Source organism: Fibrobacterota bacterium (assembly GCA_019509785.1).
Taxonomy (GTDB): domain Bacteria; phylum Fibrobacterota; class Fibrobacteria; order UBA11236; family UBA11236; genus Chersky-265.
This window is the reverse complement of the sequence record JAEKLQ010000025.1, coordinates 178,466-191,333: the sequence shown is the minus strand read 5'-3', so window position 1 is coordinate 191,333 and position 12,868 is coordinate 178,466. Positions and strand designations below refer to the sequence as shown.

General features: G+C 63.1%; 14 protein-coding genes. 5 read left to right on the top strand and 9 right to left on the bottom strand.

The window, feature by feature from the left end:
- The first annotated feature begins 81 nt into the window (after positions 1 to 81).
- Positions 82 to 483, top strand: coding sequence for a peptide chain release factor-like protein (locus tag JF616_04940; GenBank protein ID MBW8887088.1), 402 nt, complete (start codon positions 82 to 84; stop codon positions 481 to 483).
- A 108-nt stretch (positions 484 to 591) separates the two neighbouring features.
- A complete protein-coding gene (locus tag JF616_04935) occupies positions 592 to 1,071 on the top strand; it encodes a DinB family protein (protein ID MBW8887087.1) in 480 nt (159 codons plus the stop codon).
- A gap of 51 nt (positions 1,072 to 1,122) precedes the next feature.
- Here JF616_04935 and JF616_04930 read toward each other — a convergent pair whose 3' ends face one another.
- The 6 genes from JF616_04930 to JF616_04905 all read right to left on the bottom strand — a co-directional run bounded on the left by JF616_04930 (position 1,123) and on the right by JF616_04905 (position 6,622).
- On the bottom strand, positions 1,123 to 2,241 hold the full coding sequence (locus tag JF616_04930) for a DUF3570 domain-containing protein (protein ID MBW8887086.1): 1,119 nt from the start codon (positions 2,239 to 2,241) through the stop codon (positions 1,123 to 1,125).
- Positions 2,223 to 2,504 (bottom strand): DUF4266 domain-containing protein, encoded by a 282-nt coding sequence (locus JF616_04925; GenBank protein MBW8887085.1) that lies wholly within the window; start codon positions 2,502 to 2,504, stop codon positions 2,223 to 2,225. The genes JF616_04930 and JF616_04925 overlap by 19 nt, the downstream gene beginning before the upstream one ends.
- Positions 2,501 to 3,010, bottom strand: a complete 510-nt coding sequence (locus JF616_04920) for a TlpA family protein disulfide reductase (protein ID MBW8887084.1) — start codon at positions 3,008 to 3,010, stop codon at positions 2,501 to 2,503. Before JF616_04920 ends, JF616_04925 begins: the two co-directional genes overlap by 4 nt.
- A gap of 17 nt (positions 3,011 to 3,027) precedes the next feature.
- Positions 3,028 to 5,262, bottom strand: coding sequence for a hypothetical protein (locus JF616_04915; GenBank protein ID MBW8887083.1), 2,235 nt, complete (start codon positions 5,260 to 5,262; stop codon positions 3,028 to 3,030).
- 81 nt (positions 5,263 to 5,343) lie between these two features.
- Complete coding sequence (locus JF616_04910; protein MBW8887082.1) at positions 5,344 to 6,102, bottom strand: hypothetical protein; 759 nt, start codon at positions 6,100 to 6,102, stop codon at positions 5,344 to 5,346.
- The gene (locus JF616_04905) at positions 6,089 to 6,622 is read right to left on the bottom strand and encodes a hypothetical protein (protein MBW8887081.1); all 534 of its coding nucleotides are present in this window, start codon (positions 6,620 to 6,622) and stop codon (positions 6,089 to 6,091) included. Before JF616_04905 ends, JF616_04910 begins: the two co-directional genes overlap by 14 nt.
- A 203-nt stretch (positions 6,623 to 6,825) precedes the next feature.
- Here JF616_04905 and JF616_04900 point away from each other — a divergent pair, with 203 nt between their 5' ends.
- Both JF616_04900 and JF616_04895 read left to right on the top strand, forming a co-directional pair.
- Positions 6,826 to 8,901, top strand: coding sequence for a sodium-translocating pyrophosphatase (locus JF616_04900; protein MBW8887080.1), 2,076 nt, complete (start codon positions 6,826 to 6,828; stop codon positions 8,899 to 8,901).
- Complete coding sequence (locus JF616_04895) at positions 8,901 to 9,686, top strand: hypothetical protein (GenBank protein ID MBW8887079.1); 786 nt, start codon at positions 8,901 to 8,903, stop codon at positions 9,684 to 9,686. The genes JF616_04900 and JF616_04895 overlap by 1 nt, the downstream gene beginning before the upstream one ends.
- 1 nt (position 9,687) lies before the next feature.
- Here JF616_04895 and JF616_04890 read toward each other — a convergent pair whose 3' ends face one another.
- The gene (locus tag JF616_04890; GenBank protein ID MBW8887078.1) at positions 9,688 to 10,446 is read right to left on the bottom strand and encodes a hypothetical protein; all 759 of its coding nucleotides are present in this window, start codon (positions 10,444 to 10,446) and stop codon (positions 9,688 to 9,690) included.
- Between the two features lie 83 nt (positions 10,447 to 10,529).
- Here JF616_04890 and JF616_04885 point away from each other — a divergent pair, with 83 nt between their 5' ends.
- Positions 10,530 to 11,003, top strand: coding sequence for a hypothetical protein (locus JF616_04885; GenBank protein MBW8887077.1), 474 nt, complete (start codon positions 10,530 to 10,532; stop codon positions 11,001 to 11,003).
- An 11-nt stretch (positions 11,004 to 11,014) separates the two neighbouring features.
- On the opposite strand, the gene JF616_04880 is transcribed toward JF616_04885, so the two are convergent.
- Positions 11,015 to 11,917, bottom strand: a complete 903-nt coding sequence (locus JF616_04880) for an NTP transferase domain-containing protein (GenBank protein ID MBW8887076.1) — start codon at positions 11,915 to 11,917, stop codon at positions 11,015 to 11,017.
- Between the two features lie 239 nt (positions 11,918 to 12,156).
- Positions 12,157 to 12,726: a cyclic pyranopterin monophosphate synthase MoaC gene (moaC, locus tag JF616_04875; GenBank protein ID MBW8887075.1), complete on the bottom strand. Its 570-nt coding sequence runs from the start codon at positions 12,724 to 12,726 to the stop codon at positions 12,157 to 12,159.
- Between the last annotated feature and the right edge of the window lie 142 nt (positions 12,727 to 12,868).

The following is a 12,868-nucleotide window of genomic DNA, read 5'->3' as shown; positions in this document are numbered from 1 at the left end:
GCTAGATCACGGGGTCCGGTCGCTTTTTGGGACCGCCCCGGCGCGGGCGGAAGTATCCGCGCGGAATTATCTTGTACCTCCATGGACCCGCTGCCACAGCCCCCTCCCGCGCCTCCTCCTCCGCCTCCGCGCATCATCCTGCCCGAGACTGATGAGGACCTCCTGGACGAATGCGAAGTCGAGACCTTTCGATCGAGCGGCAAGGGCGGGCAGCACGTCAACAAGACCGAAAGCGCGGTGCGCCTGCGCCATCTGCCGAGCGGGATCGTGGTGACCTGCCAGGAAGAGCGCAGCCAGTTCCAGAACAAGCTGATCTGCCTGCGGAAGCTACGCGAGAAGGTGGCGGCCTTGAATGCGCGGCCCAAGCCCCGTAAGACCACGCGCGTGCCCAAGGGGGCGAAGCGGGCTTCCCGTAAGGCCAAAAGCCATCAGTCGCGGAAGAAACAGGGACGCACCCAAAATTGGACGGATGGGGAAGAATAACCGCGGTTTCCCGCGGGAAAGCGGCATTTCCACAATTTATCCACAGGCTGGCGCCGAGTTTCGCCCTCACCTTGGTGGATAGATGTTGAAAGAGGCGAGAGGAACAAGATGGGCTTGGAATATGCCGTTTTATTGAAGGATTTCAGCGATTTAAGGCGCTTCGCCCTCAAATTCCTGGAGGGATTATCCGAAGACGTCGCCCTGACCCTTCCGGTCGGCTTTTCCAATCATCTCCATTGGCAATTAGGCCATCTCCTCTACACCCAGGGGGAGACCCTGTACACCTGGTGCGGGGTACCGACGCCATTTCCCGGCTACCGGGATTATTTCGGCTTGGGGACCCGTCCCGACCGGGATTACGATTCCCTGGCGCCGGATTGGGATACCCTGTTGGCGCAGGCCCGTCGGCATTTGGCGGCCTTGCCGGCGGCGGTGGCCGATCGATTGGACCGGCCCTTGGCGAAGCCGTACAAGCTGATGAACGTGACCATGTCGACCGCCGGGGAAACCTTGCCGTTCCTGATCGCCCATGAAGGCGAACATATCGGCCACTTGAAGCGCCTGCGCAAGGCGGCCCTGCGGAAGTGACGCGAGACCCGTAACGGGAAAGTTACGGGCGACCCGAAGGTTACGGATCCCCTAGAATTCGAAGGCCAGGCTGCTTTCCAGGAGGTTGCCGGCGAACGCGTTTTCGGCGGCGGCGTCGTTGAAGTAGCGCGAGTATTTGAGCGCCGCCGAGGTATGGCGCAGGAAATCCCAGCTGGGATGGTTGCGGCAGAAGGCCCGCAGGTAGCAGGTGACGCCCAGGCCCAGGAAGTGGTATTCCCCGTCCTTCAGCTTGGGATCATCGGGTGCGAAATAGAGCCCGGGATTCCCGGCCGCATAGTCCCCGAAATCGATCCCGGATTGGATGTAGTACCGGTATTGCGTAGTCAGGATCCAGTCGGGGGTGACGTACTTGTTGAACTTGAGCCAAAGCATGTGGGAGGCCAGGTTCCAATCGTCGAAGGCATAGCGGTACTCGGCCGACCACGAAGCGGCCAGGGTGGTGAGGTAGCGATCGTATTCGATCCAACCCGCGCCTCGGTAGCGCATGTCGGGAACCCTTTCCGGCACGGTGTCTTTTCCCTGTACGGATTTCCGGTAGGGATCGCTCAGGAACCCTTCGTCCCGCTGGCCATCGACGCCCATGCGGACGAAGGAAACCGGGGAGAGCAACTGGGTGATCCGCAGCGATCCTTTACTGACCTCCTTGAGGCGGTTCAGCAGGGAACCGGTGCCGAGGATTTCCCCCACGGAATCCAACTGGTATTGGCCCGTCAGTTCGACCGTGAAATTCTTTTCCGCAAAGCTCTGGCTCAGTCCCCCGATCACGGCTTGGGAACGGTAATCGACTTCCTGGCTGAAGTAGTAGTTGGCCGAGATCTCGGTATTCCCGAAGAGGTCGCGTTGCAAACCGGCGATGAGCTGTCCGCGATTCTTGAGGAAGGATGATTTGCTCTGCCGGGCCGGCCGCGAGGCCCCCGTAGTCCCATCGGTCTCCAAGGGCGGGATGGTGGTCTGGTCCAGCTCGATATCCAGCATGATCCGGGTTTTTTCGACCACGGTCTTCACCAGCGAGAAAGCCGTGGTCGCCACCTTGTTGTGCTTGGTGTCCGAAAAAGGGTAAGCATCGTACTCGATCCGATCGGCGCGGGCGATCGCCGCCGACAGGCCGATGCAAAGCGCCGCCGCGGCGCCTACTTCGCGCAACCGCATCCGCCCCCGACTCCGCTGCCTCCCCCGACTCCGGCCTCGCGGGTGGAGAACAATTTCTGCTCTATGCTTTGCTTGCTCAGGACATCCTGCAGATTCATGATCGGATCGGCCAACTTCTCGCGCTCGTACGGCTTCACGTTGGCGCATCCGCCCAAGGCGAGGGTAAGCAGGGCGGCGGTCGTCCAGGCGGCGGCCGACAAAAAAACGGTGGCCGCGGAAGAGGCGGCGGCCGCCGCAGCGGCGGCATGGGGAGCGGCTTTCATGTTCCTCCCATCACGGCGGCGATCTCGGCCTCGATCACCTTGAAATCGGATTCCGTATAGCCATCGTGGCGGTAGCGGATCAGGCCCTTGCGATCGACGATGACCAGGGACGGCATGCCGTCCAGATCGTAGGCCTCGGCGACCGCGCGGTTGCGATCGTGCAGGTAGGTAAGGCTGGGGTTGGCTTTTTCCTTGCGGCCCAGGAAGTCCAGGGCCTTGCCCTTGTCCTCGTCGATGGATAGGGCCAAAACCGCCAGCCCGGGGTGGCCGGCGCCCATCCGGGAAAGGCGGGGCAGGGTCTTGGCGCAGGGCGCGCACCATGAGGCCCAGAAGTCGAGCACCACCACGCTGCCGGAATAATCCTTGAGGCCGGCCTCGCCCGCGTCGAGGAGGTGCGGAAGCTCGAACCCGGGGGCGGGCGCGCCGGGCTTGGGCCCGGCGAACGCGGCGCTCAGGGTCGCAGCCGCGAAGAGGAAATTGTAAACGGAAACGCGAAGGACGGACATGCTTCTCCTGGAAGGGCCTACCGGTGGCCCACGGTATTCATGAATTGTACGCCCATATCCATCCATTCCACCAGGGTGCGCAAATCGGTATTGCCCTTGGAGAAAATGTCGATATGGCCGGCGGCGTCCTTTTCCCACAGGACGGTATGGTCGTAACTGGGCGTGCGGAACAGGTTCTGGGTCTTGTTCGTCAGCTGCCGGTTGAAGAGGACCCAGGCCAGCGGGCTTTGGCGCGCCCCGTTGTCCGTCGCGTAATCCATCTTCGCGTTGCGGTCGCCGGAAGCGGCGGCGGTCTGGTAATGCGCGCCGGTGGTGAGCGTCTCATAGACGTTGGTGCTGCCGTGATTGGTCCGCGCGGTATCGGCGGGATCGAATTCCAGCACCAGGCCGCCGCCTTGGGTCCCGGCGTTGGCCGCGCCGTGGCACGAGACGCATTTGGAATCGAAGATGCCTTGCACGGTCATGTTCTTGGACGCGCCCGTATCACCCTTGGCCGGCTGGAAGTCGACGGTATCGGTGCGGGCCGCGGGATGCGCGGTGACCTTCTGGGCGCTGAAGAAGTTGGCCAGGAAGCCCACGGAGTCGGTTTCGGAGCGATGGAAGTACACGGTGTCGTTCGCGATGGTGAAATGCTTGATGTCCTGATCCTTTTCGCGTACGCCATGGCAGCCGGTGCACATGCGCCGCTCGCCCGGCATGACGTCGATCCATTGCAATTGGTTGACGAGCATCAGGCCGTCTTCGTCCAGGGTCTGGACGTGCATGGGCGTGCTGGAAGGCACCTCGATGGCAAAGGATCCGTCGGATTGCACGTCGGCATAGCCGAGCACGCGTTGGCGTTCGAAGGAAGTATGGCCCATGCTCTGGCCGCAATCGCCGCAATGCGCGGGAGTGGGGATGGCCGCCAGCACGCGCAGGTATTTCACCTTGCCGTCGAGATCGGTCCCTTTAAGCTGCCCGTCGTCTTGGCGGCTGTAGACGTTGGCGTCGAAGAAGAAGCCGGTGCCCGCCTTCGCCTTGAGGCTCTGGGCCACGTTGTTATCCATATGGTACGGGTTCCATGCAAGGCTGCGCGGGGCCAGGACCACGGGATCATAGTCGTTGGAGTTGGGATCGGCATAGACGAGCTTGAGGTTCGAGCCGTCCTTATCCATGATGAACAGATCGTAGTTGACGATGTCGTCCTTGCCGCCCGTTTCGTGCGCCGATTGCGCCACCAGGATCCGTTCCGTCCCGCCGTCCATGATCGGATAGGGCGTCTTGAAGATGGAAGACTTCTGGTTGTCGTTGTACGGGGTGCCGGGTCCGGTGATGACCTGGGGCGGCGAGGTGAACTTGGACAGATCGATGATGCAAATGGCCCCGCCTTCGAATTCCGAGGTCCGCTCCATGAGCGAAGCCACCAAGCCGCCGTCCCGCAGCTCCCGCGCTTCCATGAAGGTGCGGCTGCCGCTTGTGTTACCGGGGCCGAAGGTCTCATCGGCGCCGTAGAGCACGAATTGGCCGGAGCCGTCGGGATTGACGGAAAAGAGCGGCATCTTATTGGGATCGCCCAAGTGGTCCCAGCGGGTGAAGATGATCTTCCCGCTCGATTGCACGAACGGATTCTGATCATGGCTTTGGTTGAAGGTGATTTGCCTGACGCTATCCAGGCGGCCGTCCGCCCCTTTCACGCCGGTAAAGAGCTGGGGCGACACGCGCCGTTCGTATTCGTCCACGATCTGCTTGCGCGTGGAAGCGAAGACGATGTGGGTGCTGTCGATGTAGGCGGGATCGAAATCGTCCCCGGTATCGGGCAGGGTGAGCCGCACCAGGTTGGTCCCGTCCGCGTTGATTTCGTAAAGGCCCCAATGTTCGTTGCGGTTGGTGGAGGTGCGCGCAACCCGCATGGAAAACAGGATGCGCTGGCCGTCGAAGGAGGCTTCCGGATCCTGCGCGGCGCCCCAGTCGGCGGGATTCTCCGCCGCCCGCGTCCATTGCGCGGTGAGGTTGGTGAGCTTGCCCGTCGGCGAGATGGGGGACAGCAGCATGAGATCGGTGCCGGGATGGAACTCGTCCGGGTTGGCCGCCATGGCGATGTCCCGGTTCGCGTTGCTCCCTACCGAGGGATCCTTGACGAACACGATGCGGCCTTCCCCGTACCGCTCCAGGATCTGGTCCGCCGGCTCCAGGCACGAAGACAGGCAGGCCGCCGCCAAGGCAGCGCAGGCTCCCGTCCACATCGTCCGCACGTTAGGCTTGCTTCGATGCATGGCACCCTCCTTTGTATTCCCCGTTGCCCCGCCCTCCGCGCTCCGGCGGCGAAGTCCGCGCCGCGCCCACGCGCGGCGCCGTTACCAGTATCGTTGTACCCCGATCAAAAGGGCGAAATTCTGCGTGAGGGACGGCGTCGTCCGGATCTTCTGGGAGTAGATGTTGTCGCGCACCACGTAATTCAAGGCCCAATCCCGGCCCGCGGCGAAGAAAGGGATGCGCATGCGGTTTCCGAACCCGATCACGCCGCCGATATTGGGGACGGATTTCTGCAGGATGGGCAGCCCGCCTTGCCAGAAGGCCGTGATCCCGGCCAGGAAGAACGGGAACAGGCCGCCCCCGCGCCCCGACCCGCTGGTCTGGCCGGAGAGGCTATAGCCCCCCAAGGCGTCCAGGGAGAGCAGGAAGTTATGGGTGAAGAGATCGCCCCCGACCACGTCCTTGGAAAAGCCCGATTGCACCGTGCCCGCGCCGCAGTCGAATTGGAAAAAGAAGGGCATCCCGACAGGGTAGTATTCCAGGAAGCCCATCCCGAAAGGATTGGTGCCCAGGACATCGGCGACATAGAACCCCGCATAGCCTCCCACGGCCTGCGCGTAATCCCGTAAAGGGCTGCTGAAAGCGGCTTCCGTACGGCGGGACGCGGGCTCGCGCGCGGGCTCCGGCGTACGCATCTCCCGCTCGGGCGGCGGAGTCGGGGCGGCGACGTAGACCGTCTCCGGCTTGGCCACGGATGTCTTGGGCGAGGCGCGGCGCGGAGCCGCTTCCGCGACGGAGGCGCAGAGCATCAGCCCGAGCAGGGCGGGCGGAAGCGCCCGTAGGAGTCTAACCGAAGGCAAACACCACCCCCAGGCTTGTCGATTGGAAGATGAGCAATTCCTGGCGATCATCCGCCTTGTTCCGGACGCGGGTGAACAATTGCTTGGTCTCGAAGCGGATGCCGATGGAATTGGTGATGAAGTATTTCAGGCCGCCTCCGAATTCGATGCCTACCGAAGAGACGGTTTCGTCGCCAACCGTATTGAGGGGGACGGTCAGGAAAAGGCCCCCGCCCACGATGCCGTACGGGATGGCGCGGGAGTCGAGGTTCAAATCGTAAGCCAGGTTGAAGGTCAGGGGATACAAGGTGGCCGCGCGACCGATGACCTGCTCGGCGGAAAGCTCCAAGGAGACCGGGCTGCCCATGCCGGCGCGGACGCCCAGCAACGCGCTCCCTCCCATGAAGCCCACCGTGGGCGAGACTTCGAAAGGCAGGCCCGGATGCGGGCCCGTGGGAGCATCGGAAGTTTGCGAGGAGAGGCGCGGGAAAGCAGAAGGCTCTGCCTGCGACGTTGCCGTCAGGACAACGGTTATGAGCATAAGGGATGAAGTGAAGCCAAGGCGCATCGGTCCCAAAGTATAACCCCCAGGTCAAGCATAAAAAAGTCATTTTCCCCGAATATCGGTGCGATTCGTTCTTGTTTGGCGGGCGGGAAAAAATCTAAAATCAATAAAATTCGCAAATAACGAAACGTCACGGGTTATATTAAACCGGAAACCAGGTTGTTCACCGGAAAGGACCAATGGATCTCGATATAGAATTGCCCCTGGCCCTGGGGATGATGGGCGGCATCTTCGCGCTTCTTTTCGCATTCTACAAGTCCAAATGGATCCTCAACATTCCGGTCGAGAACCCCAAGCTGAAAAAGATCGGCGGTTATGTGGCGAAGGGCGCCATGGCGTTCCTGTTCCGCGAGTATAAGGTTTTGGTGCCGGTCGTGATTACGGCCGCGGCCCTCTTACTGCTCGGCAATAAGGGCGTACTGCGTTGGGAAGCCGTCACCTTCGCCATCGGGGCCACCTGTTCGGCGGTGGCGGGATTCTTCGGCATGAAGATCGCGACCCAGGCCAACATGCGCACCACCGAGGCGGCCAGCGTGAGCCTCAACCACGCCCTCAAGGTTTCCTTCGCCGGCGGTTCGGTGATGGGCATGAGCGTAGTCGGCCTCGCCCTCTGCGGCATCACCAGCATCATTTTCGCGACCATCCACATCTTCGGGCGCGACCCGGGCAATTTCGATCATGAGATCCTCCCCATCCTTTCCGGCTTCGCCCTGGGGGCTTCCTGTATCGCCCTTTTCGCCCGGGTGGGCGGGGGCATCTACACCAAAGCCGCCGACGTCGGCGCCGATCTGGTGGGCAAGGTAGAGGCGGGCATCCCCGAGGACGATCCCCGTAATCCGGCGACCATCGCCGACAACGTGGGCGACAACGTAGGCGACGTGGCGGGCATGGGCGCCGATCTTTACGAATCCTTCGTGGCCTCGGTGCTGGGCTGCATGATCCTGGGGCTGGCCGCCCAGGCCGATGACATCATCAAGATCCGCCTGGCCTTATTACCCCTGGTTTTGGCGGCGGCCGGCGCGGTGGCCTCCGCCATCGGCATCCAGTGCGTTCGCGTGAAGGAGGGCGGATCGCCCCAAGCGGCATTGAACCGGGGCTCGCTCGTCGCCTCCGTCTTGGCCGCGCTCTTCAGCTACCCCATCTTCTACGGCGCTCTCAACGGGCATTCCTTCAACGACGGCTCCACGGCTGGCCAACTTTTCTGGTGCACCGTGGTAGGCGTGGCCGCCGGCAACATCATTGGCTACATAACCGAATACTTCACCGGGACCAATAAGGCGCCCGTTAACGCCATCGTGAAAGCCTGCGAGACTGGCGCGGCCACCACCCTCATCACCGGCATGGGCGTGGGGATGATCTCCACGGCGCTCCCGGTCGTCACCATGGGCGCCGCCGTGCTGCTCTCCTACAACCTGGCCGGCCTGTTCGGCGTGGCCATCGCCACCGTGGGCCTGCAACTCACCTTGGGGATCCAATTGGCGGTGGACGCCTTCGGTCCCGTGGCCGACAACGCGGGCGGCCTGGCCGAGATGTCCGAATTGCCTCCCAGCGTGCGCGCCACCACCGATAAGCTGGACGCGGTGGGCAATACCACCGCCGCCATCGGCAAAGGCTTCGCCATCGGATCGGCCGCCCTCACCTCGGTCATCCTCTTCTCCGCCTTCAAGGCCGAGGTCGGCGTCGACGTCATCGAAATCACCGATCCCAAGGTACTGGTGGGACTCTTGCTAGGCGGAATGGTTCCCTACCTCTTCTCGTCCATGTGCATGATGGCGGTGGGACGCGCCGCCTTCGCCATGGTCGAAGAAGTGCGCCGCCAATTCCGCACCATCCCCGGCCTTATGCTAGGCACCGCCGAGCCCGATTACTCCCGCTGCGTGGACATCTCCACGACGGCCGCCCTCAAGGAGATGATCCTGCCGGGCATACTGGCCATCTTGTCGCCCGTGGCGGTGGGCTTCCTGGGCGGGGTGAACATGTTGATGGGATTCCTGACCGGGGTGACCGCGTCGGGGGTGGCCTTGGCTATATTCATGAGCAACACCGGCGGCGCCTGGGACAACGCCAAGAAGACCATCGAAAGCGGGGTCGGCGGGGGCAAGGGCTCGGACGCCCATAAGGCCGCGGTGGTGGGGGATACGGTGGGCGATCCCTTCAAGGACACCGCCGGACCTTCTTTGAACATCCTAATCAAGCTGATGGGCGTGATGTCGGTGGTCATCGCCCCGATGCTGAAACTGTTCTGGGGGCTCTGATGCATTACGAAAACCGTCTATACCAGATCCTCTATCCCAACCAGGCCCTGGTGGCCTCCCAGCTCGCGCCCGAAGCCTTCGCGCGCCATTACCTGATCGGATCGATCCGGCATTACTCGGGCAAGCTGGTCTTCGCCGACATCGACATCAATTTCCGCAATCCCTATTTCGACATCGACGGGGGCCTCAAGGCGCTCGTGCCCCACGAGGACGGCAGCCCGAAGCATACCAAGTTCATCTGCTCCTATCGCGTGATGGAGCATATGGATTTCGACATGATCAAGAGCATCTACCTCTCGACCGCCGAAGCCCATTTGCTGGAGCTGAAGCCGGCGGAGTACGATAAGGTCCATCAGTCGGGGTTCCTGCGCACCTTCGCGGAAATCGCCCCGCTCTCCATGCTGGTCTTGAGCCCGTACGACATGGTGGAGTTCGGCAAGTACATCACCTTGCCCGGCACCTCCAAGGGATGCCCGCAGCTCTTCTACAGCCAGATAGAGTTGAACGTGGACGAATTCCTCGCCAACTTCGAGAAGAACCCTTTCATGCAGGCGCCCTTCCCTTTCCTCCATCCTTCCAAGCTTCGCGACGCCATCTTGCAGATGAAGATCAAGCCGGAGAAGCGCTCGAAGGGCCTGGCGCTATTCTGCCCATTGGATCAGATCAGCTTCAAGATGATCCGCCACGGGTTCATGTTCGCCGGCCAGAAGAAGCACAAGTTCTTCCCCATGCCGTCGCTGCACGACATCGAGACGAAGCATTTCCGTTTCTGGCAGGACATGTAAGTCAATCCAGCCCGAAGCGGATCCCCGCATTCAGCTCGAAGCGCGTCATCCCGATTACGTTCCAGTAATGCGGATCGTCGGGCTGCTTCAAGGACACTTTCTTCCCGTTGAAGGTGTAGTCCTTCAGATCGGCCAACACCGCGCGCGCATTGATGCCTACGCTGACCAGGCGATAGCAGGAATATTCCCAGCCTATCTCGGGCACCACGGCGATGGTATGCGCCGCCACCCGGTACGGCTTTCCGTTCGCGGTCCAATCGTAATGGAAATCGAGGTAGCCGGCCCCGAAGGCCCCCACCAGCATGCCGAAGCGGCCGAAGCGCACCCGGCTCAGGAAGACCGGGCCGTAGTAGACTTCCGAGACGCGGTCGTTCAGATCCAAGGTCGTCCCGGCGGAATCCACGCGCACCCCGTTGCGCTGCGTCTTGGACAGGAACCAGATCCACTCGGCGCCGATGCCGCCCTTCGGCCACGGGAACCAGGCCGCCTGCGCGGAGAAGTCCCAACCTGTCTCCAGGGTGTTGATGTACCGCTCATAGGAGGGGTAGAGGGAGTCGGGATTGTAGATCCACTGGCTATAACCCGTCTCGAGGCCCAGCCGCCAACGGGGCAGGCCGTTATAATCGTGGGCCTCGTCCTCGTTGACGTCGTCCCCCAGCACGCCCGCGCGCGCGGGGGCGAAAGCCCAGAGCAAGCAGAACAGGAATAGGGCGGCCCGGAGCATGCCGCTATTATAGGACAGGCGGCGGACGGGTTCCACCCTGACGGGCCTGGAGGACCCGGGGCGCGATTTCTAGGCTTAGCTTCGCGGTCAAACATCATCCAGCCGCATCCGGAGGAAACATGAAATGGCACCGGGAAGCGGCTGCGTCCCTGCTTTGGCTGGGGCTTTTCCTGCTTCCGAACGGATGCAAGGAGGCGATGAAGGTCATCTACTCGGAGCGCATCGCGTTGCTGCCGGACGCTACCGGGCTTTTGGTCAAGGAAATGCGGGCCGACGCGGAGGGCAAAACCTTCCTTGCCATCGTGGAAACACGGGGGGAAGCGCGCCGGGAACTGGTTTCGGCGCCGATGGGTGATGTCCCCGAAGTGAAGTTCCATTCGGAGGTGCGGGGCGATACCGTCTTCTTGTTCCATACCATTCCAGCCATGAAAGCCGGGTTGAGTCCCGCATCCCTGGCGGGCGGGGGATATACGATTCGTCTTCTCTGCCTCGACGAGGTCCGTTGGTTGGCGACGGGGACGGAAGAAGGCAGTGCTATTTTCTATGCCCCGGATAAATGGAAGGCGTACCTGGAACTGTCGCGCAGGCGATAGCCTCGCGCGACTTAGATGGACGCCAGCGCCTCGCGGTAATCGCCGGGATCGTTCACGTTGCGCAGGGCGCGCATGTCGGGCGCCGTCAATATAGCGGCGGAAGAGTTGAGGATGAACTTGCGGGGGCAATCCACCCCTTGCCCCAACAGCTGCAAAGCGCGCGCATAGGCCCTCGGTTCGTAAATGGCGCACAAGGGCTCGGGCAAACCGTCCTGCGGGCCCGCGAAGGCGGTCGCAGCGCGTAAGGGCTCCCGGCCGCGCGCCAGCGACTCCAGGGTGGCCGCATCCAGGAATGGCAAGTCGCAAGCGATCACCAGGAAGGCCGCGCCCGGATGGGCCCGCAGGGCCGAAAGGATCCCGCCCATCGGCCCCATGCCGAGGAAGGCGTCGTGGATTTGCGGAAGGCCGGCGAAGACGGGATCGGCGGCCTGTTCGGCGCGGCAGGATACGAAGGCGCGCGCGCAGAGCGGCTCCAGCAGTTCCAGGCTATGCCGGATTTGGGGCTTTCCGTGATAAGCCAGGGCGGCCTTGTCAGTACCCATGCGTTCGCTGCGGCCGCCCCCCAGCACCAGTCCGTAGAGGGGGGCGGCTTGGGCGCGCAAGCGTTCCAGCACCAAAGCGGCCAAGGCCTCCGGGCGATCGGCGGGGATCACCGGGATTTCCGGGGGGAGCCCGGCGGGCCGGGCGGCCCCCACGCAAGCCAATAGCGACGGGACCGGGCCTCCGGTAACGTCTATGTTACCCTGGGCGGCGTCATCCAGGACCAGCAGGCCCGGGCGTTCGGCGGAAGGGCGCCCTTCGGACAGGATCAGATCGCAAGCCGCGAGCGCGGCCCGCCGTTCGCGCGCGTCCCAGTCCGGGGCATCCACGCGGACGCTCCGCGAAGGGGATGGGGAAGAGGATTGCGGATGCATCGGATTGATTCCGGAGCTCGCGCCCGACCCGGCGGCCCCGTATAGACCGGCCCCGTACCCGAATCCTTGCATCAGCCCGATGCGCAGGTCGGATGGAAAGGCGCGCAGCAGTCCTTCGACCACCGCGCGGACCGCGGCCGGTGAAGGGCCATAGACGGGAATCTCGGGGGGCAGCGGCGGACGGGCAGGGGTCTTGGAGCCGCGATGGGCGTGGCGATCGGGAACGCTCATGTCCGTCCTCAATCGGCGGGATCGCGACCGGCCGATACGCGTCCCTCGTGGGAGTGTCCTTCCGCGGCGAGCGCATCCTGGGCCCGTCCCTCCATGGCCATGCCGGGAAGGATGGCGCGGAAATCGGACTTGCCGCCCGTCTTTTCCAGCAACCGCACCTCGGAGATCACGATGGCATGGGAGAACGCCTTGCACATGTCGTACAGGGTGAGCGCCGCCACGCTGGCGCCGGTCAAGGCTTCCATTTCCACCCCCGTGCGGCCATGGCAGGATACGCGGCATTCGATCGCCGCGGCGTCTCCTTCTCCCATCGCGATCCGGATTTGGATGCTGTCCAAGGGGAGCGGATGGCAGAGGGGGATCAGGTCGGCGGTTTTCTTGCAGGCCATGGTCCCGGCCAGGATGGCGGTTTGGAAGACCGGCCCTTTCTTGCTCTGGATTTCGCCGTCGCGGAAATGGATGGAAACCTCCGGGGGCAACAGGACCAGGGCCCGGGCCGTGGCCTCGCGCCGCGTGGGGGCCTTGCCGGAGACGTCCACCATGGCGGGCCGATCGGATGCGTCGAGATGGGTGAACATAGGGCCTATCCTGGCGGGCCGGGGACTTCGGCCCTTACGGCCCCATGGCTTGGGGCATTAAGGGGCTAACATAAAAAAAAGCGACAGACCGGGCTTCGGGAGGATCGGAGCCGAGGGACCGGACCTACCTTGCCGGGACCCT